The 24,356-nt window shown below is 70.5% G+C and carries 21 protein-coding genes and 1 pseudogene; 12 read left to right on the forward strand and 10 right to left on the reverse strand.

The annotated features are described in order from the left end of the window. Positions 1-87 precede the first annotated feature (87 nt). The 4 genes from cydD to hisC all read right to left on the reverse strand — a co-directional run bounded on the left by cydD (position 88) and on the right by hisC (position 7,461). Positions 88-3,615 (reverse strand): thiol reductant ABC exporter subunit CydD, encoded by a 3,528-nt coding sequence (gene cydD / locus HCJ93_RS24450; RefSeq protein WP_167997962.1) that lies wholly within the window; start codon positions 3,613-3,615, stop codon positions 88-90. 12 nt (positions 3,616-3,627) lie between these two features. Beyond that, positions 3,628-4,632 (reverse strand): cytochrome d ubiquinol oxidase subunit II, encoded by a 1,005-nt coding sequence (gene cydB, locus HCJ93_RS24455; protein WP_167997963.1) that lies wholly within the window; start codon positions 4,630-4,632, stop codon positions 3,628-3,630. A 20-nt stretch (positions 4,633-4,652) separates the two neighbouring features. After that, entirely contained in the window at positions 4,653-6,158 is a 1,506-nt protein-coding gene (locus HCJ93_RS24460; RefSeq protein WP_167997964.1) for a cytochrome ubiquinol oxidase subunit I, read from the reverse strand. 223 nt (positions 6,159-6,381) lie between these two features. After that, positions 6,382-7,461, reverse strand: coding sequence for a histidinol-phosphate transaminase (hisC, locus tag HCJ93_RS24465; RefSeq protein WP_167997965.1), 1,080 nt, complete (start codon positions 7,459-7,461; stop codon positions 6,382-6,384). Between the two features lie 442 nt (positions 7,462-7,903). Here hisC and HCJ93_RS24470 point away from each other — a divergent pair, with 442 nt between their 5' ends. From HCJ93_RS24470 to HCJ93_RS24490, 5 genes are all read left to right on the forward strand, one after another. Further along, positions 7,904-9,016 carry a LacI family DNA-binding transcriptional regulator gene (locus HCJ93_RS24470; protein WP_167997966.1) on the forward strand — a complete coding sequence of 371 codons (1,113 nt, stop codon included), beginning with the start codon at positions 7,904-7,906 and terminating at the stop codon, positions 9,014-9,016. Positions 9,017-9,395: 379 nt separating this feature from the next. Then, positions 9,396-10,490, forward strand: a complete 1,095-nt coding sequence (locus tag HCJ93_RS24475; RefSeq protein WP_277350764.1) for a metallophosphoesterase — start codon at positions 9,396-9,398, stop codon at positions 10,488-10,490. Positions 10,491-10,675: 185 nt separating this feature from the next. After that, positions 10,676-11,539: a hypothetical protein gene (locus tag HCJ93_RS24480; RefSeq protein ID WP_167997968.1), complete on the forward strand. Its 864-nt coding sequence runs from the start codon at positions 10,676-10,678 to the stop codon at positions 11,537-11,539. Between the two features lie 931 nt (positions 11,540-12,470). Next, positions 12,471-12,713 carry a hypothetical protein gene (locus HCJ93_RS24485; protein WP_167997969.1) on the forward strand — a complete coding sequence of 81 codons (243 nt, stop codon included), beginning with the start codon at positions 12,471-12,473 and terminating at the stop codon, positions 12,711-12,713. A gap of 233 nt (positions 12,714-12,946) precedes the next feature. Further along, positions 12,947-13,219, forward strand: a complete 273-nt coding sequence (locus tag HCJ93_RS24490) for a hypothetical protein (protein ID WP_240967815.1) — start codon at positions 12,947-12,949, stop codon at positions 13,217-13,219. Positions 13,220-13,324: 105 nt separating this feature from the next. Here HCJ93_RS24490 and thiC read toward each other — a convergent pair whose 3' ends face one another. Further along, complete coding sequence (gene thiC, locus HCJ93_RS24495; protein WP_167997970.1) at positions 13,325-15,136, reverse strand: phosphomethylpyrimidine synthase ThiC; 1,812 nt, start codon at positions 15,134-15,136, stop codon at positions 13,325-13,327. A 254-nt stretch (positions 15,137-15,390) separates the two neighbouring features. On the opposite strand from thiC, the gene HCJ93_RS24500 reads away from it, so the two are divergent. Next, positions 15,391-16,758: a YibE/F family protein gene (locus HCJ93_RS24500; protein ID WP_373563609.1), complete on the forward strand. Its 1,368-nt coding sequence runs from the start codon at positions 15,391-15,393 to the stop codon at positions 16,756-16,758. 204 nt (positions 16,759-16,962) lie between these two features. On the opposite strand, the gene HCJ93_RS24505 is transcribed toward HCJ93_RS24500, so the two are convergent. The 4 genes from HCJ93_RS24505 to HCJ93_RS24520 form a co-directional block, all read right to left on the reverse strand. Next, positions 16,963-17,397 (reverse strand): SsgA family sporulation/cell division regulator, encoded by a 435-nt coding sequence (locus HCJ93_RS24505; RefSeq protein WP_167997971.1) that lies wholly within the window; start codon positions 17,395-17,397, stop codon positions 16,963-16,965. A 99-nt stretch (positions 17,398-17,496) separates the two neighbouring features. After that, the gene (locus HCJ93_RS24510; protein WP_206317908.1) at positions 17,497-18,210 is read right to left on the reverse strand and encodes an IclR family transcriptional regulator; all 714 of its coding nucleotides are present in this window, start codon (positions 18,208-18,210) and stop codon (positions 17,497-17,499) included. Between the two features lie 321 nt (positions 18,211-18,531). Then, positions 18,532-18,744, reverse strand: a complete 213-nt coding sequence (locus HCJ93_RS24515; protein WP_167997972.1) for a DUF5326 family protein — start codon at positions 18,742-18,744, stop codon at positions 18,532-18,534. A gap of 189 nt (positions 18,745-18,933) precedes the next feature. Continuing rightward, the gene (locus tag HCJ93_RS24520; protein ID WP_167997973.1) at positions 18,934-19,251 is read right to left on the reverse strand and encodes a cupin domain-containing protein; all 318 of its coding nucleotides are present in this window, start codon (positions 19,249-19,251) and stop codon (positions 18,934-18,936) included. A gap of 56 nt (positions 19,252-19,307) precedes the next feature. Here HCJ93_RS24520 and HCJ93_RS24525 point away from each other — a divergent pair, with 56 nt between their 5' ends. From HCJ93_RS24525 to HCJ93_RS24550, 6 genes are all read left to right on the forward strand, one after another. Beyond that, on the forward strand, positions 19,308-19,685 hold the full coding sequence (locus HCJ93_RS24525; protein WP_167997974.1) for a phage holin family protein: 378 nt from the start codon (positions 19,308-19,310) through the stop codon (positions 19,683-19,685). Positions 19,686-19,690: 5 nt separating this feature from the next. Further along, positions 19,691-20,182: a low molecular weight protein-tyrosine-phosphatase gene (locus HCJ93_RS24530; RefSeq protein WP_167997975.1), complete on the forward strand. Its 492-nt coding sequence runs from the start codon at positions 19,691-19,693 to the stop codon at positions 20,180-20,182. After that, positions 20,179-21,318 (forward strand): cystathionine gamma-lyase, encoded by a 1,140-nt coding sequence (locus HCJ93_RS24535; RefSeq protein WP_167997976.1) that lies wholly within the window; start codon positions 20,179-20,181, stop codon positions 21,316-21,318. The genes HCJ93_RS24530 and HCJ93_RS24535 overlap by 4 nt, the downstream gene beginning before the upstream one ends. A gap of 245 nt (positions 21,319-21,563) precedes the next feature. After that, entirely contained in the window at positions 21,564-22,469 is a 906-nt protein-coding gene (locus HCJ93_RS24540; protein WP_167997977.1) for a LysR family transcriptional regulator, read from the forward strand. A 96-nt stretch (positions 22,470-22,565) separates the two neighbouring features. Continuing rightward, positions 22,566-23,048: an NUDIX domain-containing protein gene (locus HCJ93_RS24545; RefSeq protein WP_167997978.1), complete on the forward strand. Its 483-nt coding sequence runs from the start codon at positions 22,566-22,568 to the stop codon at positions 23,046-23,048. Positions 23,049-23,147: 99 nt separating this feature from the next. Next, on the forward strand, positions 23,148-24,014 hold the full coding sequence (locus tag HCJ93_RS24550) for a GNAT family N-acetyltransferase (protein ID WP_167997979.1): 867 nt from the start codon (positions 23,148-23,150) through the stop codon (positions 24,012-24,014). Between the two features lie 190 nt (positions 24,015-24,204). Here the strand turns inward: HCJ93_RS24550 and HCJ93_RS30255 are convergent. After that, a pseudogene (locus HCJ93_RS30255) lies at positions 24,205-24,356 on the reverse strand (heme-binding protein); the annotation flags it as partial.

A 24,356-nucleotide genomic window follows, 5' to 3' on the forward strand; every position in this document is an offset into this window, starting at 1 on the left:
TGATCGAACGATCGCCATCTTCCCGGCGCTTGAGGTGACGTCAGGCGAAGGCTCGGTGCCCAGGCCGGCCCGGAGGCTGCCGTCCGGTCAGGCCGGTACCACGGGCTGACGCGCGGTCATCAGCGCGTCGGCCTCGGCCTCCCTGCGCAGCATCTCCCGCAACGGCCCGTCCACCACGGCGAGTTCCTCGTACCGCCCGCGCTGCACCACCCGCCCCCGGTCCAGCACGATCACCTCGTCCACCGCGTCGAGACCGGCCAGGCGGTGCGTGATGAGCAGCGTGGTGCGGCCCTCGGTCGCGGCCAGGAGATCGGCGGTGAGCGCGTCCGCGGTGGGCAGGTCGAGATGCTCCGCCGGCTCGTCGAGCACCAGCACCGGGAAGTCCGCGAGCAGCGCCCGGGCCAGCGCCAGCCGCTGCCGCTGGCCGCCGGACAGCCGCGCCCCGTGCTCACCGACCAGGGTGTCGAGTCCGTCGGGCAGGGAGCCGGCCCAGTCCAGGAGCCGGGCCCGGGCGAGCGCGTCGCGCAGTTCGTCCTCCGTGGCGTCCCGCCTGGCCAGCAGCAGGTTCTCGCGCACGGAGCTGTCGAAGAGGTGCGCGTCCTGAGCGCACAGGCCCACCAGCCGCCGCACGTCGTCACCGTCCAGGGCCCGGGCGTCCACGCCGGCCAGTGTGTAGGAGCCGGCGCCGGGGTCCAGGAAGCGCAGCAGCACCTGGGCGAGGGTCGTCTTGCCGGAGCCGGACGGGCCGACCACCGCGATCCTGCGCCCGGGCGTCAGCGTCAGGTCCAGCCCGGTCAGCGCGTCCTGGTCCTGCCCGGGGTGCCGCGCGGACAGCCCCTTCAGCGTGAGCGGGAACGGCTCCGCGGGCGCCCGCCGGGGCGACTCCGGCTCCCGCACCGGCGCAGGAGCGTCCAGCACCTCGTGCACCCGCTCGGCGCTCCGGCGCACCCGCTGCCGGTGCTGCACGGCGAGCGGCATGCCGAGCACGGCCTCGAAGGCCGCCAGGGGAGTGAGCACCACGACGGCCAGCGCCACCCCGTCAAGGCGTCCGGCGGACACCGCCTGAACCCCGGCCAGCGCCGCCAGGGTGACGGTGAGTCCGGAGATCAGTGCCGTGAGCCCGTCGCCGAGGGCGGTCGCGGTCGCGGCGCGCGAGGCGATCCGGGTGAGGTCCTGATCGGCCCGCCGCGCCGCGGCGGCCCGCGCGGGCAGGGCTCCGGCGACGGTCAGCTCCGCGGTGCCGGTGAGCAGATCGGTCACCCGGGTCGCCAGGACGCCCCGCGCGGGTGCCAGCCTGCGGTCCGCCCGCCGGGCCACGGCCCCGCTGATCAGCGGCACTCCGGCGCCCGCGGCGAGCAGCCCGGCCGCGAGCACCGCCCCGGCCTGAGGCAGCAGCCAGGCGGTGACGCCGACGGACAGCGCGGAGACGACCACCGCCGCGCCGGCCGGCAGCAGCCACCGCAGCCAGTAGTCCTGCAGCGCGTCCACATCGGCGACCAGCCGGGAGAGCAGATCGCCGCGGCGCACCCGCCGCAGCCCGGCGGGCGCCAGCCGTTCCAGCCGCCGGTAGACCACCACCCTGGTGTCGGCCAGCATCCGCAGCACCGCGTCGTGCGACACCAGCCGCTCGGCGTACCGGAACACCGCCCGGCCGATACCGAAGGCCCTGGTCGCGGTCACCGCCACCATGAGATGGAGCACGGGCGGCTGCTGCGAGGCCCGCGAGATGAGCCACCCGGACGTCCCCATCAGCCCCACGGCGCTGCCCAGGGCCAGGCTCCCCAGGAGCAGCGCGAGCGCCAGCCGACCCCGCCGGGCAGCGGACAGGGCACGGACCCGGGCGAGGACACCGCCCTGTCGGTCCGCAGCCACGGGCTCCCGCGCGAGCCCGCCCCCCGGTTCGGCCTCCGGTGCGCGGTCCGCCTGCCGTGGGCCGGCCGGGGCCGCTGCCGTCCCCTGCGCCGGTACGGGACCGGCAGCGGCCCCCGGCTCCGTCAGCCGCACCACGTGGTCGGCGAGGGTGAGCAGCGCGGGCCGGTGCACCACCAGCAGCACGGTGCGGCCCGCCGCCAGCCGCCGGATCGCCGCCACGACCTCGGCCTCGGTGGCGCCGTCCAGTGCGGCCGTCGGCTCGTCGAGCAGCAGCACCGGCCGGTCGGCGAGGAACGCCCGGGCCAGCGCGAGACGCTGCCGCTGCCCCGCGGACAGTCCGGCCCCGTCCTCGCCGAGCGGGGTGTGGACGCCCTCGGGCAGCGCGGCGACGAAGTCCCAGGCCCCCGCGTCCCGCAGCGCCCGCCGTACCGCGTCGTCGTCGGCGTCGGGCCGGGCCAGCCGCACGTTCTCGGCGACCGTCCCGGCGAACAGCTGCGGACGCTGCGGCACCCAGGCGACCCGTCGGTGCCACTCGGCCCGATCGAGGCCGGTGAGATCGGTTCCCCCGATGCACACCCGGCCCGCGTCGGGACGGACGAAGCCCAGCAGCACGTTCAGCAGGGTGGACTTGCCCGCTCCGCTCGGGCCGACCAGCGCCACGGTCTCGCCGGGCTCCAGAGTGAACGACACATCGGTGACGGCGTCCGTGGAGCGGCCCGGGTAGCGGACGGTCACGCCCTCGAAGGACACGGCCCCGGCCGGCACCGGCGCACCCTTGGTCTCCGGCGCGGGCGTCTCCAGAACGCCGAAGATCTCCTCGGCGGCGGCGAGGCCCTCCGCCGCGGCGTGGTACTGGGCGCCGACCTGACGCAGCGGCAGATACGCCTCGGGCGCGAGGATCAGGATGACCAGGCCGGTGTAGAGGTCCAGCTCGCCGTGGACCAGCCGCATGCCGATCGTCACGGCCACCAGCGCCACCGACAGCGTGGCGAGCAGCTCCAGCGCGAAGGAGGAGATGAAGGCGATCCGCAGGGTGCGCATGGTCGCCCGCCGGTACTCGGCGGTGATGCGGCGGATCGACTCGGCCTGCGCCTTGGCCCGCCCGAACACCTTCAGCGTCGGCAGCCCGGCGACCACGTCCAGGAAGTGCCCCGACAGCCGGGACAGCAGCCGCCACTGACGGTCCATCCGGGACTGGGTGGCCCAGCCGATCAGCACCATGAAGACCGGGATGAGCGGCAGGGTGCCGACGATGATGGCGGCGGAGACCCAGTCCTCGGTGACGATCCTGGCCAGCACCGCCACCGGCACCACCACGGCCAGCCCCAGCTGGGGGAGATAGCGGGAGAAGTAGTCGTCGAGCGCGTCGATCCCCCGGGTGGCCAGGGCGACCAGTGAACCGGTGCGCTGCCCGGCCAGCCAGCCGGGGCCCAGCGCGGTCGCCCGCTCCAGCAGCCGTCCGCGCAGCTCGGACTTGACGGCGGCGCTCGCCCGGTGGGCCGCCAGCTCGGTCAGCCAGCCGGTCAGCGCACGGCCCACCGCCACCGCGGCCAGCAGTACCAGCGGAGTCGCGAGGTCACCGGCGGACCTGCCGTGCTGGAAGGCTCCCACCACCGTCTCGGCGATGAGCATGGCCTGGGCGATGACCAGGCCCGCGCCGACCGCGCCCAGGCCGACCACCGCGACCAGGAAGAGGCGGGTGGCACGGGCGTGGCGGAGCAGGCGCGGGTCGATCGGTTTCACGTGAAACACACCTCAGTGCACGGGATCGGCGATGTGCTGGGTGCCGATCCGCTTGCGGAAGACCCAGTAGGTCCACCCCTGGTAGAGCAGGACCACGGGCGTGGCGATCACGGCCAGCCAGGTCATGATCTTCAGGGTGTAGGGGCTGGAGGAGGCGTTGGTGACCGTGAGGCTCCAGTCCTCGTTCAGCGTGGACGGCATGACGTTCGGGAACAGCGTCAGGAAGAGCATCGCCACGGCGGCCACGATGGTGACGCCGGAGAAGGCGAACGACCAGCCTTCGCGCCCGGCCCGGTTCGCGGCCAGGGCCGCCACCAGCGCCGCCACGGCGGCCACCAGGGCGATCAGACTGGTGCCGTCCCCCTTGTCGGCCTGGGTCCACAGCAGGAAGGCCGCCGCCAGTACGGCGGTGACCAGACCCACGCGGGTGGCCATGGTCCGCGCCCGCTGCCGGATCTCCCCCACGGTCTTGAGCGCCGTGAACACCGCCCCGTGGAAGGTGAACAGCGTCAGGGTGACCAGCCCGCCGAGCAGGGCGTAGGGGTTGAGCAGCTCCCAGACGTGCCCCACGTACTCGAAGTCGGCGTCGAGCTTCACCCCGCGCACGATGTTCCCGAAGGCCACGCCCCACAGGAACGCCGGGATCAGCGAGGTCCAGAAGATCGCGGTCTCCCACCGGCGCTGCCAGCTCTCCTCCGGCCGCTTGGCCCGGTACTCGAAGGCGACACCTCGGATGATCAGGCAGATCAGGATGGCGAGCAGCGGCAGGTAGAAACCGGAGAACAGTGTGGCGTACCACTCGGGGAAGGCGGCGAAGGTGGCTCCGCCTGCGGTGAGCAACCACACCTCGTTGCCGTCCCAGACGGGCCCGATGGTGTTGATCAGCACCCGCTTCTCGGTCCGGTCCCGGGCGAGCAGCCGGGTGAGGACGCCGACGCCGAAGTCGAATCCCTCCAGGAAGAAGTAGCCGGTCCACAGGACGGCGATCAGGACGAACCAGATGTCGTGCAGTTCCATGACGGTGCGGCTCCCTCGGCCTAGTACGAGAAGGCCATCGGCTTGTCGGCGTCACGGGGATCGCCGCCGACCTTCGTGGGCGGGTTGAGGTCGCTCTCGGTCAGCTCGGGCGGGCCCGCCTTGACGTACTTGGCGAGCAGCTTGACCTCGATGACGGCCAGGGCGGCGTACAGCGCGGTGAAGACGGACAGGGAGGTGACGACCTCAACCGTGGAGGCGCCGGGGGAGACGGCGTCTCGGGTCTGCATCACGCCGTAGACGACCCAGGGCTGACGGCCCATCTCGGTGAAGATCCATCCCCAGGCGTTGGCGATCAGCGGGAAGGCCATGGTCCACACCGTCAGCAGCCAGTACAGGCGGCCGAGCCGCGCACCGAGCGGCCGCCGGAACAGCACCAGATGCGGCACCTCGTCCTCCCCGGTGCGATACGCCGCGGGCAGCAGGAACTTCTTCCGGGTCAGCCACAGCCCCAGCACGCCGAGGGCGAGGGACGCCATGCCGAAGCCGATCATCCAGCGGAAGCCCCAGTAGGCGACGGGCACGATCGGCTTGTAGTCACCGGGGCCGAACTTCTCCTGGAGCGCCTCATTGGTGTCGTTGATGCCGGGCACGTACGACTCGAAGTCGCTGTGAGCGAGGAAGGACAGCAGGCCCGGGATCTCCAGGGCGACCTTGTTGTGGCCCTCGTCGACGTCCCCGTAGGCGAAGACCGAGAAGGGGGCCGGCTCCTCGCCGTCCCACAGGGCCTCGGCGGCTGCCATCTTCATCGGCTGCTGCTCGTACATGACCTTGCCGAGGGTGTCTCCGCTGATGGCGGTGAGCAGGCCGCCGACGGCCAGGGTGACCAGGCCGAGCCGCAGGGAGGTCCGCATCACCGGGACGTGCTTCCTGCGCATCAGGTGGAAGGCGGCGATGCCGGCCATGAACGCGCCACCGGTGAGGAAGGCGGCCGAGAAGCTGTGGAAGACCTGGTTGAGGGTGGTGTTCTGGGTGAGCACCAGCCAGAAGTCGGTCAGCTCGGCGCGGCCCTTCTCCTCGTTGATGCGGTAGCCGACGGGGTGCTGCATCCAGGAGTTGGCCGCGAGGATGAAGTACGCCGACAGCAGGGTGCCGATCGAGACCATCCAGATGCAGGCGAGGTGGATCTTCTTGGGCAGCCGGTCCCAGCCGAAGATCCACAGGCCGATGAAGGTGGACTCGAAGAAGAAGGCGATCAGTGCCTCGAAGGCCAGTGGTGCGCCGAAGACGTCACCGACGAAGCGCGAGTAGTCGGACCAGTTCATGCCGAACTGGAACTCCTGCACGATGCCGGTGACCACGCCCATGGCGATGTTGATCAGGAAGAGCTTGCCCCAGAACTTGGTCGCCCTGAGGTACTTCTCCTTCTCCGTGCGCACCCACGCGGTCTGCAGGCCGGCGGTGAGGGCGGCCAGGGAGATCGTCAGGGGAACGAACAGGAAGTGGTAGACGGTGGTGATGCCGAACTGCCATCGCGCCAAGGTCTCCGGCGCCAGAGCCAGGTCCACGTCGTCACTCCTCACCCACGCTTGTGAACGCGTTCACATTCACAAGCAATTATGACCTACCTCTTTTCGGACGAAGAAGGGGGGTCCCCTGTGACGTCAACCCCTCTGCACGGACTTCGGCCCGGCCCTCTCACCGGCAGCGGCCCGGCACATGCGAGGAGCCGGCCCGCGACCGAGTCACGGACCGGCTCCCCCGGCCTGGCTCCAGGACGCTCTGCGCGCCTCAGGACTCCTTGCGGAACTCCTCCGCCACCTTCAGGAAGATGTCGTTCGCCTCGGACTCACCGATCGTGACCCGCACACCCTCGCCGGGGAACGGCCGGATCACCACACCCGCCTGCTCGCACGCCTCGGCGAACGCCACGGTCCGCTCCCCCAGGCGCAGCCACACGAAGTTGGCCTGGGTCTCGGGCACCGTCCACCCCTGGGCGCGCAGCCCCTCCATCACGCGGTTGCGCTCGCCGACCAGCGAGCCGACCCGCCCGATCAGCTCGTCCTCGGCCCGCAGCGAGGCGATCGCCGCGTCCTGGGCGATCTGGCTGACGCCGAACGGCACCGCCGTCTTGCGCAGCGCCGCCGCCACCGGCTCATGGGCGATGGCGAAGCCCACCCGCAGCCCCGCCAGGCCGTACGCCTTGGAGAAGGTCCGCAGCACACAGACGTTGGGCCGGTCCCGGTAGATGTCGACCCCGTCGGGCACCTCGGGGTCCCGGATGAACTCCCGGTAGGCCTCGTCGAGGACCACGAGGACGTCCCCGGGCACCCGGTCCAGGAAGCGCTCCAGCTCGGCCCGCCGCACCACCGTGCCGGTCGGGTTGTTGGGGTTGCAGACGAAGATGAGCCGCGTCCGCTCGGTGATCGCCGCGGCCATGGCGTCCAGATCGTGCACCTCGCCCGGCGTCAGCGGCACCTTCACGGAGGTGGCGCCGCTGATCTGGGTGATGATCGGGTACGCCTCGAAGGACCGCCAGGCGTAGATCACCTCGTCGCCGGGACCGGAGGTGGACTGCAGCAGCTGCTGGGCGACGCCGACCGAGCCCGTGCCGGTGGCCAGGTGCGACACCGGCACCGCGAAGCGCTCCGCGAGCTCCTCCATCAGCGCCGTACAGGCCATGTCCGGGTAGCGATTGAAGGACGAGGCCGCGGCCGCGACCTGCTCCATCACGCCCGGGAGCGGCGGATAGGGGTTCTCGTTGGAGGACAGCTTGTAGGCCACCGGACCACCGGCCGCCGCCGGCTTGCCGGGCTTGTAGGTGGGAATCCCTTCCAGCACGGCGCGCAGCCTGGGACTCGTCTCGCTCACCGCAGTCCTCCTCGACAAGACCGGCGGCCCATGACCGCCGCCGACATCAATACTGCTCACCTTATGAGGATTCCGCGCGGCTGCGTAGAGCGGCGACGGGCCTCCTGGGACGGTTCCTCATGCGTCACAGGTACAACAGGGGCAACACATCCCCATAGGCGCACGAAAGGCGCGCACAACGGGGGCGCGCCTCACATATATCTATGCGCCGGTGGCTTGCGCCGTAGCGCGCATCACCCGTGCAGGTGAGTTGAGACCTCTTCGCAACATCGCACCCTCGGCAGGCCCGCACGCAGCGGTACGACAGGTACCGTCGTGGGAGCGCTCAACCTCCTTGGTATCCAAGGGAATTCAGCGTTGATGATCATGCAGAAACGTGCCTGTCAACGCCTGCATATGCGTCCGCCCTACCCCACCGCATGAGCCCTACTATCGGCTCGCCATGACAGCAGCAGGGAAGCACCAGGTGAGCCGCGCGGAAACCTCACGCCGAGGCAGCCGGCCGGGTCGAGCGGGCATCAGGGACGTGGCCGCCGCCGCCGGAGTCTCCATCACAACCGTCTCCGACGCCCTCAACGGCAAGGGCCGGCTCCCGGACGCCACCCGTCGGCATGTCCGCGAGGTCGCCGACCGGCTGGGCTACCGCCCCTCGGCCGCCGCCCGTACGCTCCGCACCGGCAAGTCGGGACTCATCGGCCTGACGGTCACGACCTACGGGGATGAACCTTTCACCTTCACCGAGTTCGCGTACTTCGCCGAGATGGCCCGCGCCGCCACCTCCGCCGCGCTCGCCCGCGGCTACGCCCTCGTCATCCTGCCCGCGACCTCCCGCCACGACGTGTGGTCCAACGTCGCGCTGGACGGCACGGTGGTCATCGACCCCTCCGACCGCGATCCGGTGGTCAGCGAGCTGGTCCGGCAGGGCTTACCGGTCGTCTCCGACGGCCGTCCGGCCGGCGCCCTGCCGGTCACGGCCTGGGTGGACAACGACCACGAGGCCGCCGTCCTCGGCATCCTCGACCATCTCGCCGCCGCGGGCGCCCGCCGCATCGGCCTGCTGACCGGCACCACCACCGACACCTACACCCACCTGTCGACCACCGCGTATCTGCGCTGGTGCGAGCGCGTCGGCCAGGACCCGGTGTACGAGGCCTACCCGGCGCACGACCCCTGCGCGGGCGCCGTCGCGGCGGACCGGCTGCTCGCCCGCCCCGACCGCCCGGACGCCGTCTACGGCCTGTTCGACCCGAACGGCACCGATCTGCTGGCCGCCGCCCGGCGCTACGGGCTGCGCGTGCCGGACGATCTGCTGCTGGTCTGCTGCAGCGAGTCCACGGTCTACGCCAACACCGACCCGCCCGTCACCACGCTCTCCCTCAAGCCGCGCCGCATCGGCACCGCGGTCGTCCAGCTGCTGATCGACGCCATCGAGGGCGTCGAGTCCGACCACCCGGTGGAGCAGGTGATACCGACCGAGCTGATCGTGCGCACCTCGTCCCAGCGGCGCCCCCCGCGGACGACGGTCAGCCCGCCGAGGTCGCCGAGGGGCGCCTGACCGGGGCGCCGGTGACAGGACGGCGACGGGCTCCTGGAGGGGTGGAGCCCCTCGCACCCCTGGTCCGCCCACGGACGCAGCCGGAGCTTCCGCTGCGTCGAGGGCGGCGGGCCGCACCACTCCTCCGGGCGAAAACGGGCCGGTCGCCCGAGGAGAACGGTCCGTTTCCGCGCCGGCCGGCCAGGGCGAGAGCAGGGCAAGAGGGCCGGTGAGACGGTCGCAGCCCGGCACAATCGGGGCGAAAGCCGCGATGAACCGGAGCCTTGCTCTGATTCACCACCCCTGGGTCATCACATGGCGCGATTCGCATTCCTATGATGGGCCCACGACACCGCGGGCCGCTGCGACCAGGCAGTCCGAGCGGTGCAGATGCGGCGCGATGGTGGAGGGGTCGATGACTCAGGGGGCCGGTCAGGGACCCGAAGTGGAGCGGACGGCGACGCTGCGCGACTTCCGGGTACCCGCGTACGTCCACGAGACCGGTCCGTACACCCAGAGCATTCACCCCGGCGACGTCGTCCCCCCGGCCGAGGAGGCGGCGTACCCGGAGGGATACACACCCACACAGCGGGATCTCCCGGTCATCAATCGGGGGGACACTGTCCAGGTGACCGTCGATCCCGTTTCCGTCCCCGCCCCGCAGCAGGCCGAGGGCCCCGGCCCGCTCTACGTGGTCGGTGACGTCCACGGCTACCTGGACGAGCTGGTGGCAGCGCTGCAGGAGAAGGGCCTGATCGACTCCTCGGGCCACTGGTGCGCGGGCACCGCCCGGCTGTGGTTCCTGGGCGACTTCACCGACCGCGGCCCGGACGGCATCGGCGTCATCGACCTGGTGATGCGCCTGTCCGCCGAGGCCGCCGCGGCCGGCGGCTACTGCAAGGCGCTCATGGGCAACCACGAGCTGCTGCTGCTCGGCGCCAAACGGTTCGGCGACACCCCGGTCAACTCCGGTGCGGGCACCGCCACCTTCCAGGCGGCCTGGCTGCTCAACGGCGGCCAGAAGACCGACATGGACCGCCTCCAGGACCACCACCTGCAGTGGATGGCCCGCCTCGACGCCGTGGAGGAGGTCGACGGGCACCTGCTGCTGCACTCCGACACCACGGCCTACCTCGACTTCGGGCGGTCCATCGAGGAGGTCAACGACACCGTCCGCGAGACGCTCACCCGTAACGACGCGGACGAGGTCTGGGACCTGTTCCGCAAATTCACCAAGCGGTTCTCCTTCCGCGACGAGGGCGGCGCCGACGCGGTGCGCTCCCTTCTCGATACGTACGGCGGCACCCGGGTCGTTCACGGCCACAGCCCCATCCCCTACCTGCTCGGCGAGGTCGGCTCCGAGGACGGAGGGGACGAATCCGGCCCCGTCGTCGAGGGACCGCACGTCTACGCCGACGGGCTGGCCATCGCCATGGACGGCGGCGTGACCATGGCCGGAAAGCTGCTGGTCCAGCAACTGCCGCTGTCCATGTGACCGTTGGGCGCAGCGGGCGTTCTGGGGCCCGGTTCGCGGGGCGGTGCGGCGCCAATTTCGGTAAACCCCCTGTCACCGCGCGCCGTCACCGCTCTACCATCGGCTTATCCGTAGCAGGCTCCCCTCCGTTTCTGCCCGACGGCTCGTCAGCATGCCGAGCCCCAAGCCCTACGGAGCATCGGGGGATGCACATGAACAGCGTTCCGCAGCACCTGTTGAGCGAGGACCGCCAGGAGTTCGAGCGGGTTCTCGATGAGGCGCTGCGCTCCGCACCACACCGCCCGGAACTCGCCGCTGTCGGTCAGCGGCTCAACACGGAACAACTGCGCACCATGGCGCTCGGCGCCAGCGCGATCATCACGGCCGCCGCGGCGGCCGAGTACCAGCACTACGTCAAGGTCCGCGAGGAACTGCGCCGCCCCTCGGCCGATCCGTCCGTACGCGAATCCGGCCCCGCCTCCGCCGAACAGTCCGCCGCGGGCCTCACCGCCACCATGGGTGAGGTCGCCGAGGCGGCCGGCGCGGGCGTGGTCGCCCTGCTCGCCGTACTGGCCCCGGTGCTGGCCGGCACCGCGGCCGGCATCTTCCTGCTGGTCGGCTATGTCCTGCGGATGCTCGATCCGGAGGCCGCGTTCGCCCGGACCATGCTCACCACGGGCTGGGTGTTCGGTGCCGTCACAGCGGTGGCGATCCTGGTCGCCGCGATCGGCCTGCTGCTCACCGCACTGCGCAACAAGCCGTCCGCACTGGGCGGACCGTACCCGGAGGCCGACGACGAACTTGCTCGTGCCAGGGAGGCCTGGCACGAGGCCCTGCTGGAACGGGGCATAGTCCCCTTCCTGAGGGACGCCCTCGCCGACCCCGAGACGGCCGCGCTGCACCGCACCACGGCACCGTCCGCCCCCGCCAGCCGGATCCCGAACCTCGGCTACGCCCGCCCCGGCTTCAGCAGCCCGGAGGACGGCTCCACCCGAGCCTCCCGCCCGAGCTACTCCAGCCCCGACTACACCAGCCCGGACTTCGGCGGCCCGGACCACCAGCCGGACTAGGCCCGCACCGCACGGACGGCTCGCACCGGGAACGAACCGTTCGCCACGTCGTCCACAGGCCGACACGAACCGGCTCGCAGGGCATCCCCGGGTCGACGACCCGGCCCTGCCGGGCCACCGGCCCGCCCCCAGGCCGCCCCACCGGGCCGGCCACGTGACGGCTGACGTATGCGCCGATCCCGGCCCGCAGGCACGGAAGCGCCCACCTGGCCGACACGGCCGGCCACGTGAACGCGGCCGGGTCGCCGGCGACCTGATGCGCTCCGGACTCTGCGCCGCCTCGTACCCAGCCCGCCAAGTCAGCACGAGGAGACGACGGACGAAGGAGCTTCGTTTGAAATTTGGTCCAACTCAGGGCCACATGGCTCAAGTTCTCCTCAGAAGATCACAGATCTTCTTGTCGCGCACATGACTCTCACATAGCGTTCAGGCACTCGGCCACTCAGAGGGAGCGGTTCCAGCGGAAAGGTGCTCATGAGCATCTTCGCAACCCGAGGGGCGCCCGTTTCCGCAACGGCGCTCGTGCTCTGCGTAGGTGTGGCCGGACCAGCCACAGCCGCGCAGAACGCGGACACCCCATCCACCGCAAGTAATCCCATTGCAGTGGATGACAGCCAGATCCATACGGCACCTTTGGAAGAGCCGGAAGAGGATCTGATCGAGATGCCCGGCGAGGGCAGCAACACCCCCAGAGGAACCGACCAGTCCTGTTCCACCCCCCAAGGGCGATTCACCAAACGGCGAGTACTGCGGCCCCGATCAAGGCGTCTACATACCGTCCAGTCAGGGAAAGCAGTACCACAAGGGTGTCGGGCCCACGCTGTCGAACACCAACCGCACGTCCCGGACGGCAAAGTCCACGTTCATTTCAGAAGTTTCCGGAGAAGTCGGGCTTAGTGTTACGGCTGGACTCGCCGTGAGCAAGGAATTCATGGTCGCCAAGATCGAGGGAAAGTTTGACGTAAACCTCTCATTCAAGCTCACTGCAAAACTCGGAAACAACATCGCCGTAGACACCCCGCCGAAAAAGACCACCAACGCCAAGTACGGGGTGTACCGACTCAAGCACACGGGTAAGAGCTACAAGATCTACAGCAGCTGCACCACCTCAGCCAAGAAGACGATCACCAGCTACAGCCCGTACCGTGTGGGTTGGTACCTGTGGGAGAGCTGACGGTAAGAGCCGGCCATAAAGCACGGGTAATTGCTGTCTCCAGCCTGGGTCTTCTGTCCACCGTGGCGTCACTCAGCGGGTGCTCAGGAGGCGAGGAGGCCGCCTCATCGCCGAAGCCAAGCACTTCGGCTTCGCACGCCACCACGGGCCCAGCGAAGCCGAGTTCGGACAGACCGGAGCACATACCCGGAGAGTCCGTTACGGAGGCTCCCAAGCTCCCGTACGGGAAAACCTTGGCCGAGGTAGCCTCCGCCCACGGGAATCAGACCGTCGAGCTGTCCGACGGAATCGACGCGGGAGCGCTTTCAGTTCTGGTGAACTGTCAGGGCAAAGGCTCGGTGACCATTTCCGTGAAGCCGATCAACCTCACGTTCGCCTTGGAATGCGTTGAAGGTGAAGTCAGCAGCACGTACAACGAGCTGTCCCTTAAGCAGGCAAGAGAGCAAGCCTCTTTGTCCGTGACTGCCCCTTCAACCGTTCGCTGGGCGCTGACCGTCGGCCAGTAGGGCCATCGAGCGCCGAAGCTGCCCCGGGTTGTCCCGGGGCAGCTTCTCGCCAGGCGGGCACCGGCGGGAACGGCCCCATCTGATGTCAATGGCAGCCGAACGACATCAGTCCGCTATCGGCAGGTACACCCGGTTCCCGCTCGCTGCAAACTCCTTCGACTTCTGGAGCATCCCCTCAGCGATTTCCTCCTGCGACGCCCCCTCAGCCGCACCACCGAACCGCTCTGTGATGCTTTGGCTAATCTTCATCGAGCAGAACTTCGGCCCGCACATCGAGCAGAAGTGAGCCGTCTTCGCCGGTTCCGCGGGCAGGGTCTCGTCGTGGAACTCCCGGGCCGTGTCCGGGTCGAGAGCCAGGTTGAACTGGTCCTCCCACCGGAACTCGAAGCGGGCGTCCGACAGTGCGTCGTCCCAGGCCTGCGCCCCCGGGTGCCCCTTGGCGAGGTCGGCGGCATGCGCGGCGATCTTGTAGGTGATGACACCGGTCTTGACGTCGTCCCGGTTGGGCAGGCCCAGATGCTCCTTGGGCGTGACGTAGCAGAGCATCGCGGTGCCCCACCAGGCGATCATCGCGGCGCCGATGCCGGAGGTGATGTGGTCGTAGCCGGGCGCGACGTCCGTCGTCAGTGGGCCGAGCGTATAGAACGGAGCCTCATCGCAGATCTCCTGCTGAAGGTCGATGTTCTCCTTGATCTTGTGCATCGGGACATGGCCCGGGCCCTCGATCATGGTCTGCACATTGAAACGCCTGGCGACCCGGCTGAGTTCCCCGAGCGTGCGCAGCTCCGCGAACTGCGCCTCGTCGTTGGCGTCCGCGATGGATCCCGGTCGCAGACCGTCACCCAGCGAGTAGGTGATGTCGTAGGCGGCGAGGATCTCGCAGAGCTCCTCGAAGTTCTCGTAGAGGAACGATTCCTTGTGGTGGGCCAGGCACCACGCGGCCATGATCGAGCCACCGCGCGAGACGATGCCCGTCTTGCGGTTGGCGGTGAGCGGCACATAGGCCAGGCGCACACCCGCGTGCACGGTCATGTAGTCCACGCCCTGCTCGGCCTGCTCGATGACCGTGTCCTTGTAGATGTCCCAGGTCAGTTCCTCGGCCTTGCCGTCGACCTTCTCCAGGGCCTGGTAGAGCGGCACGGTGCCGATGGGGACGGGGGAGTTGCGCAGCACCCATTCGCGGGTGGTGTGGATGTTGCGGCCGGTGGAGAGGTCCATGACCGTGTCGGCGCCCCAGCGGGTCGCCCAGGTCATCTTCTCCACCTCCTCCTCGATGGAGGAGGTCACCGCGGAGTTGCCGATGTTGGCGTTCACCTTCACCAGGAACCGCTTGCCGATGATCATCGGCTCGGTCTCCGGGTGGTTGACGTTGGCCGGCAGCACGGCCCGGCCGGCGGCGATCTCCTCGCGGACGACCTCGGGCGAGACGTTCTCCCGGATCGCCACGAACTCCATCTCGGGCGTGATCTCGCCCCGCCGCGCATACGCCAGCTGCGTCACGGCCCGGCCGTCGCGGCCCCGGCGCGGCTGACGCGGCCGTCCGGGGAAGACCGCGTCCAGGTTGCGCAGGCCGCCGCGCGGTGAGGTGTGCTTGATCCCGTCGTCCTCGGGGCGGACGGGACGTCCCGCGTACTCCTCGGTGTCGCCGCGGGCGATGATCCAGTTCTCCCGCAGGGGCGGAAGGCCCCTGCGCACGTCTGTCTCGACGTGCGGATCGGTGTACGGGCCCGACGTGTCGTACAGCGTGACCGTCTGGCCGTTGGTGAGATGCACCTGACGGACCGGCACCCGCAGGTCGGGGCGTGAGCCCTCGACATAGGCCTTGTGCCAGCCGATGGACTTCCCGGACTCCTCGCCGACCGACGACATGGCGGTGGTCTGCGTGGAGGCAGGCGTGCGTGCGTCCTTGTGGGTCATGAGACCGATCTCCCTACGCCGGCATTACCCGGTAACAGGTTCGGCGGTCGACGCAGCGGTATCCGTCTGCCGACGTTCCGTGTGAAACATCACTCGCGAGGGGTGATGTTTCATGTGAAACATCGCTGGGACGGAGGTCAGCGTCCTCTCAGCCCGGTGCTCCGAGCTCCCGCGTGTACAAAGATGCCCCCACGCTAGCGCCATTCCTGGCGCGGTGAACAGAGGGCCCCCCTCACGCTTGCGATGATCGGTCGGTGACCCCTTCGCAGCATCCTTCGGTCCCGCCGTCCGACCTGTCCCCTGCCGCCGGGCACGGTCATGCCCACGGGCACAGTCACAGCCACGGCCCGGCCGCCCCCGTCTCCCGGCATCTGCGCATGGTGATCGCCGCCGTTCTCGTCCCGTTCGCCGCGGCGGTGCTGATCGGCCTCGCCGTGCTCTGGCCGGGCGGCGCTCCGGCGCACGAGCGCACGGGCGTCGGCTTCGACCGCGAGACGCAGCAGGCCACGGTCACCGAGGTGGTGGAGGTGCCCTGCAAGGACGTCAACGCCTCCGGCGGCAGACCGACCGGTGACACCTCCACCGCGGAGGGCTCCTCGGCGGTTCAGCAGGCCCAGGGCACCTGCAGGAAGGCGACGATCCGCGTCGACTCCGGGAAGGACAAGGGCCGCACCTTCACGGAGATCGTGCAGCCGGACCAGTCACGGCAGTTGAGCGAGGGGCAGGAGGTCGTGGTCGCCTACGAACCCTCCGCGCCCGAGGATCTGCAGTACTCGGTCGCCGATGTGAACCGGCGGCTGCCACTGACCCTGCTGGCCGGTGTCTTCGCGCTGGCGGTGGTGGTCGTGGGGCGGATGCGCGGCCTGATGGCGCTGGTCGCGCTGGCGGTCAGCTTCCTGATGCTGACCTTCTTCATCCTGCCCGCGATCCTGCAGGGCTCCAATCCGCTGGTGGTGGCGGTGGTGGGGGCGAGCGCCATCATGCTGCTCGCTCTCTATCTGTGCCACGGGCTGTCCGCACGGACGTCCGTGGCGGTGCTCGGCACGCTGGTGTCGCTGCTGCTGATCGGTGTGCTGGGCTCGGGCTTCATCGGCTGGGCCGCGCTCACCGGCGACACGGACGACAACACCGGCCTGATCCACGGGCTCTACCCGGAGATCGACATGAGCGGTCTGCTGCTGGCCGGGGTCATCATCGGCTCGCTGGGCGTGCTCGACGATGTGACGGTCACCCAGACCTCGGCGGTCTGGGAGCTGCACGAGGCCAACCCGTCCATGGGCCGGCGCGCGCTGTACCGCGCCGGCATCCGCATCGGCCGGGACCACATCGCCTCCGTGGTGAACACGCTGGTCCTCGCCTATGCGGGCGCCGCGCTGCCGCTGCTGCTGCTGTTCTCCATCGCGCAGAGCGGCGTGGGAACGGTCGCCAACAGCGAGCTGGTCGCCGAGGAGATCGTCCGCACCCTGATCGGCTCCATCGGGCTGGTCGCCTCGGTACCGGTCACCACGGCCCTGGCCGCCCTGGTGGTCTCCGCCGACCGTCCCTCGGCCGGTCGGGTACCGGCCCAGGGCGACCGGCCGGCGGCGGCCCGGGGCGGCAGGGGGAGACGCCGCAAGCGCTGAGGGGCGGTGGGCGTGGCCGGTGCGTACCGCCCGAGCCGACCGCGGGCGGTACGCCCTTTCGGGCGAGGTGCCGCCCGCACACGCCGGGTCACCCTTCACGCAGAAGCGTTCCTGCAGAGCGACGTGCCGCCCGCCCGCCCGACGGAATACCCGGCGCGTTCCGCCCCAGCCCGGAGACGGCGAGCAGACCGTCGGCAAAACGCTTCAGCCGGCGCTCTGTTCCGCCAGGATCCGGTCCAGCGCATCGTCCAGGTGCGCGTCGAAGTCGGCCAGCGCACCCTCCTGTCCCAGCGGCACCAGCTTGTCGGTGCGGTCGAGAAAGGCCACGAGCGGCGCGGTGGACGCCCGGAACAGCGCCTGGTCGCTGCCGACCTGAAGCCGGATCAGCACCTCGCTCAGCGACTCGGGGTCGACCGGCGAGACCCGCACATCGCCCTCGCCGCAGGGCCGGCCCACCCCGTCGATCAGGAGCTCCCGGCCGAACGCCCAGGTCACCGGGGCGTCGCCCGGCAGGTGGAAGGTCAGCCGCACGGCGTAGGGATCACAGGTGTCGTAGCGCAGCTCCACCGGGATGCGGAAGGAGAGCTCCTCCGACACGAGAAAGCTCATCATGACCTCTGCCTGTACGGACTCGCGCATCGCCTACCCCGTCATTCGACGCTGACTGCCGGGACCTGACCCTCGGACTCTGGGAGGAATCTTGCTGAACGTACACGGCAGATCACAAGGAGTGAGTTTTCAGATACTGATAGAGAGCGCGAGCGACCCCAGCAGCGCGCCCGCCTCCGCCTGCAGACGCTGCGCCGCCGGAAGCAGCCGGTCGGCCCGTTGTGCGGGGAGTGAGAGGGCCAGGGTGGCGACCGTGCTGCCGACGGTGACGGGGATGGCCGCGCAGACCGTGCCGACGGCGTACTCCTGGTGTTCGACCACCATGTCCGTGCGCCGGGTCCGCTCCAGCCGGCGCAGCAGGCTGTGGTTGTCGCGGACCGTGTACGGCGTGAGGGGCTGGACCGGGTAGCGGTCCAGGTGGTCGCGGCGGGCCCGCTCGTCGAGCTGGGACAGCAGGCACTGGCCGAGCGCGTGCGCATGACCGGTCTCCCGGAAGTCGGCCCACTCCTCGACCGCCGGGGCGCCGGGGCTGTCCGAGACGCACAGGACGGTGATCTCGCTCTCTCGGTACACCGCGTAGTAGAGCGGGGCGCCGATCACGTCCCGCCAGCGGGCGAAGGCGTCGACCAGGGTGCTGCGACGTTTCTGCTGCGCCCCCGCCGCGCTCAGCCGCTCGGCTGCCTCGCCGAGGAAGAACAGCCCCTTGTCGCGGCGCAGATAGCCCTCGTGCACCAGGGTGCGCAGCAGGTGGTACGCCGTGGGCAGCGCCAGCCCGGTCTCGCGTGCCAGTTGCTTGGCGGGGGCGCCGTACGCGTGCCCGGCGACGGTCTCCAGCAGGCGCATGGCCCGCTGCACCGAGCCGATGAGGGTCGTCCCCTGCGGCGGGGCGTCCGGGGAGTGGGGCTGCGCGGGGACGGCGGGCCGGGAGGCGGAGGCGGTGAGGGACGAGGCGGTTTCAGCCGTGGCCAAGGGTCACTCCCGGTGCGAGGGGGCAGCCCGTGCGGGGGAGACACGGGTGGGACGGACGCCGCTCGCGGGGATCGCCCCGCGTCGAGATCCGGACTCTAACCGCGGGTCAGCGCCGCGGGACCGCCTGTCCGGGAAACTTCCCCCGCCCGAGGGAACCGGTGATGTACGGCACCGTTCACCGGTCCCTCTCCGGGGTCACCAGTCGCCGCGCGAGGAGGAGCTGGACATGAACTTCCGCACCACGTAGATCAGTCCGCCGACCAGGGCGACGAAGACCAGCAGCTTGAACAGCAGACCGATCACGAAGCCGACCACACTCGCTATCAGGCCGCCGAACACGACCAGGGCGATGACCGGCACCGCGACCCACTTCACCCACCACGGCATTCCCGCGAAGATCTCTCGCATCGCCCTCGTCCTTACCTCTCCGCCCGTCGTGTTCCGGGTCGTGTCTCGATGTTCCGCTACCGATGCTAGGGCGACGAGGGGCCCGGACGGGCACCCCGCATCCCTTGTCCTCCCCTGACTGATCCCCTAGGGAATCCGGCGTACCGGCCCTGGCACGTCCGGCATCGGGCCTGGCAGCGGGTACCGGCCTTAGCCCTCGGGCGGGGAGAACACCACCAGGACCCGCAGGTCCTCGCTGATGTGGTGGAACTTGTGCGGGACCCCAGCCGGTACGTAGACCACGCTTCCGCGCGCCACCTGCGTGGTCTCCATCCCCACGGTGATCGAGGCCCGGCCGCTGACGACGAAGTACACCTCGTCCTGGTTGTGAGGCTTCTGCGGGTCCTGTTCGCCCGCATTCAGGGCGTAGAGACCGACCGACATGTTCCGCTCCCGCAGGAACTGCAGGTACGCACCGTCGTTGGCGGCGCGCTCCGCCTCCAGTTCGTCCAGCCGGAATGCCTTCACGTTCTCCGCCCCTGCCTCACTGCTGATCTCCGACGGTGTCTGCCACGATCAGACACATGAAGAATTTCCTAGTCAAGACGATCGCCAACGCGGGCGCCCTGGCGGTCGCCGTATGGCTCCTGGACAAGATCACCCTGACCGGCGACAGCACCGGCAAGCAGATCGGCACCCTCATAGTGGTGGCGCTGCTCTTCGGCCTGGTGAACTTCCTGGTCAAGCCGGTCGTGAAGCTGCTGAGCCTGCCACTGCTCATCCTGACGCTCGGCCTGTTCACCCTGGTGGTGAACGCGCTGATGCTGCTGCTCACCTCCTGGCTGGCCGACCAGCTGAGCCTCAGCTTCCATGTCGAGGGCTTCTGGACCGCCGTGCTGGGCGGCCTGATCGTGTCCGTGGTCTCCTGGGCCCTGAACGTGATCCTGCCCGACGGGGACTGACTCCCATGACCTACCGCGTCTGTTTCGTCTGTACCGGCAACATCTGCCGCTCGCCGATGGCCGAGTCCGTCTTCCGCGCCCGCGTGGCTGAGGCCGGCCTCGACGGGCTGATCGAGGTCGACAGCGCCGGTACGGGCGGCTGGCACGAGGGCGACGGCGCCGACCCCCGCACGGTCGCCGTCCTCGAGGAGAACGGGTACGACAGCGTCCACACGGCGCGTCAGTTCGACCCGGCCTGGTTCTCCCGCCTCGACCTCGTCATCGCCCTCGACTCGAGCCACCTCAAGGCGCTGCGCCGCCTGGCCCCCACGGAACGGGACGCGGACAAGGTCCGGCTGCTGCGTTCCTACGACACCGCTGCGGGCGACGACCTCGACGTGCCCGACCCGTACTACGGCGACACCGACGGCTTCGAGGCCTGCCTGGAGATGGTGGAGGCCGCCGCCGGCCACCTGCTCGCCGCGGTGCGCGAGCAGGTGGAAGGACGTGCGGCATGACCGGGGCGCTGCCCGGCGACGGCGACGGCACCCGCGCGGTGCGCGCCGGGCTCCCCGACCCGGTCAAGCACGAACCCGCCCTGCCCGGGCCGGTGTTCGCCGCCCACTACCACCTGCCCGGCGACCCCACGGGCCCGTACACCTACGGCCGGGACGAGAACCCCACCTGGACGCTGCTGGAGAAGGCCATCGGCGAACTGGAGGTGCCCGGCCGGGAGGGCACCGAGACCCTGGTGTTCGCCTCCGGCATGGCCGCGATCTCCGCGGTGCTCTTCTCCCAGCTGGGCAGCGGCGACGCCGTGGTGCTGCCGGACGACGGCTACCAGGCGCTGCCCCTGCTGCGCACCCAGCTGGAGGAGTACGGCATCGAGGTGCGCACCGCGCCGACCGGCGGCGACGCCCAGCTGGACGTCCTCGACGGCGCGCGGCTGCTGTGGATCGAGACGCCGTCGAATCCGGGGCTCGACGTCTGCGATGTGCGCCGCCTGGCCGAGGCCGCGCACGCCCGCGGGGCGCTGGTGGCCGTGGACAACACCCTGGCGACGCCGCTCGGCCAGCGCCCGCTGGAGCTCGGCGCGGACTTCGCGGTGGCGAGCGGCACCAAGCAGCTCACCGGGCACGGCGACATCCTCCTCGGGTACGTCGCGGGCCGCGACGCACAGGCGATGGCGGCCGTGCGCCGCTGGCGCAAGATCGCCGGTGCCGTCCCGGGGCCCATGGAGGCCTGGCTGGCGCACCGCTCGATCGCCACGCTGCAGCTGCGGGTCGAGCGGCAGAACGCCACCGCGCTGGCGCTCGCGCGGGCGCTGAGGGAGCGGCCGGAGGTGACGGGGCTGCGCTATCCGGGGCTGCCGGAGGATCCTGCGCACAAGGTGGCCGCCCAGCAGATGCGGCGCTTCGGGTGCGTGGTGTCCTTCACGCTGGCCTCGCGCGAGGCGGCCGACCGCTTCCTGGCGGCGCTGCGGCTGGTGGACGACGCGACCAGCTTCGGGGGCGTGCGGTCCACCGCGGAGCGGCGCGGACGCTGGGGCGGTGACGCTGTGCCGGAGGGCTTCGTCCGCTTCTCCGTGGGGTGCGAGGACCCCGAGGACCTGGTGGCCGACGTGCTGCGGGCCCTGGACGCCTCGGCCGCCTGAGACTCACCGGCGGACAACCGCGACCTGCCGGCCGCAGGGCCCGCGGGCACACGACGGACGGTCCGAGCCTCCCCCCTCATGGCTCGGACCGTCCTCGGTTCTGCGCGCGAAGAACCGCGCGAACAAGGCTAGTTGACTCGCTGTCAGTGTCCAATCACAGTAGCGACAGCGACCTATCGACTTATTTATAGTTGAGCTTTCTTCGGGGGGCCGGAGCAGTAGCCGGGACAAGGGGAGGGCACACCGTGGATCTGGCCTTGCTGCGGACCTTCGTGACCGTGCACAGGGCCGGTTCCTTCACCCGCGCCGCCGCTCTGCTCGGCCTCTCCCAGCCCGCCGTGACCTCCCAGATACGGACGCTGGAGCGGCAGCTCGGACGCCCCCTCTTCTTACGGCAGGCGCGCGGCGTGACGCCGACGTCCATCGGCGACGAACTCGCGCACCGGGCCGCGCCGCATCTCGACGCCCTCGTGGAGATCGCCGAGACCGGGCTCGAGGAGGACTCCCCACTGCGGACGCTGCATCTTGCAGGGCCTCCCGAGTTCACGGCGGAACGGGCCCTGCCCGCCCTCACCGAGCTGACCGGCGAGGACGGCCAGGGCCTCGGCCTGAGGGCCTCCTTCGGCACGGCCGAGGAGGTACTGGAGGGGCTGGCCGCCGGTCACCACGATCTGGCGATCAGCACGATCCTGCCGCGCGGCGCGCTGCTGTCGGCGACCGCGCTCTGCGACGAGGAGCATGTGCTGGTCGCCGCTCCGCGCTGGGCCGAGCGGATCGACATCGAGAAGCTGCCCCGCACCGGCGGATCCGTCCTGGAGGAGGTACCGGTCGTCGAGGTGCATGAGTCGCTGCCGCTCGTCTCCCGCTACTGGGCCTCCGTCTTCGACTCCCGCCCCGTCGCCACCGGCACCGTGATCGTCCCCGATCTACGCGCGGTGCTGGCGTGCACCGCCGCGGGGGCGGGCCTGGCGGTGCTGCCCCGCTATCTGTGCGCGGCGGCGCTCGAGCGGGGCGAGGTGGTCGCGCTGCACGAGCCGGCGGTGCCCCCGCTGCGTACGTACTTCCTGGTGGTGCGGACGGGGACGCTGGCGATGCCGCATGTCGCACGCGCTCACGAGTGGCTGCAGCGGGCGGCGAAGGAGTGGTGCTGATCGCTCGGGGCGCCGGCCATCGGTGCCCGGCCGGACCACGCCCCCGGTCACGTCCCGCGATGTTTCACGTGGAACATGCGGGGCCACATTTCTCCCATGACCGTCCGACCCGTGGTCAAGCGCACCGCCCGTGCCGTTCTGCTGGACGGTGACGACCTCATCCTGATCAAGCGCACCAAACCCGGCGTCGATCCCTACTGGGTCACCCCCGGCGGCGGGGTCGAGCCATCGGACCCGACCGTCGTCCATGCCCTGCACCGCGAGGTGTACGAGGAGCTCGGCGCCAAGATCACCGACGTGGTGCCCTGCTTCGTCGACACGGTGGAGCACATCGGCGAGGACGGCGGCGCCACCGGTGTGAAGGTGCAGCACTTCTTCGTGTGCCGCCTGGAGTCCATGGACCCCTCCTTGCGGCACGGCCCGGAGGTCGACGAGCCGGCCGGCGAGTACGAGATCGTCCGCGTCCCGTTCACCCGCGTCGGCATCGCCTCCGTCCATCTCGTCCCGCTGTCCCTGCGGCACTATCTGGACGGCAATATCGAGGGAGTCCGCGCGATGCACGCACCCGATCTGGGCTGACCCCGCCGGCGCTCCGCAGGTGACGGCATGGCCAAAAGCGTCTGTCCATCGGAAGAAACAGGTGGACGGCGGCGGCCTGCGTCGGACAGCCTGACCTGCGTGCCGACGCCTTCTCTCGCCTCGCTGCCCATTCGCCGCCTGACGCTTCGGGATCTCACCGCCTGCGCCGACCTCTCCGAGGACCGCGGCTGGCCACGGGAGGAGCACAAGTGGGGGCTTCTTCTCTCGGCCGGCAAGGGCTACGGCATCGACGACCCCGGTGGCGGACTGGTCGCCGCCTGTGCGGTCACCGAGTACGGGGCCGAAACGCGTCCCGCCCTCGGCGCCATCGGCATGGTGCTGGTCGCGGAACGGCACGCCCGCCGGGGTGTCGGCCGCCGGCTGATGCGCCACGTCATCGAGGAGGCGGGCCCCACGCCGCTCACCCTGCATGCCACGCCGAGCGGCCGTCCCCTCTACGAGCAGCTCGGCTTCAAGGTCACCGGACGGGCGGAGATGGTGCGGGGGCATCTCACGCCCGACGGAGAGGACGACGAGGTCACCACCCGGGCCGCCACCGCCGAGGATCTGCCCGCGATCCTGCGGCTCGACCGTGAGGTGTTCGGGGCGGACCGCACGCACGTCCTCACCCGGCTGCCGGCCTTCGCCGACCAGCTGCGCGTCGCCGAGGAGGACGGCCGCCTCATCGGGTACGCGGCCGCCTGGCCCAACATGGAGACGCATGTCGTGGGCCCGCTGATCGCCCGTGACACGGCGACGGCCAAGGCCCTCGTCCGCTCCATCGCCGCCGGCACCGACCGGCCGCTGCGCACCGACATCGACGTCCGCCACGAGGAGCTCCTGCGGTGGGCCAAGGAGCACGGGCTGGAGTCCGTGGCCTTCAACGCAGTCATGACGTACGGGATCACGGAGCTGCCGGGTGACTGGAGCCGCCGTTTCGCGCCCGTGACGGTCGCGGCGGGCTGACGTCCTCCGGGACGCCTGCCGACGCACGGGCGCCGGCCCCGGATGTCTGGGACCGGCGTCGTCGGAGCGGCGGACGTGCCCAAGGCGGGTGACGTGCCCTGTGCGCGTCGTGCTCGTCGCGTTCGTCGTGCGCGTCGTACGGCTCAGCCGAGTGCGGCATGACGGCCTCGGCGGCCCGGCGAGCGCCGGTGACCAGGGCCTCGGCAAAGACGTGGTCCTTCTCGGGCCGCCTCCGCCCACACCGATGGCGTCGGTCAGACGGCCGCCCCGTCGTACCGGCAGCCCGCCCGCGACGAACCGCAGCGGCCGGTCCAGGGCGGTCGGCAGGATGTGGAACGGTCC

Origin of the sequence: Streptomyces composti (assembly GCF_012034205.1) — a bacterium.
In the GTDB taxonomy this organism is placed as follows: Bacteria; Actinomycetota; Actinomycetes; order Streptomycetales; family Streptomycetaceae; genus Streptomyces; species Streptomyces composti.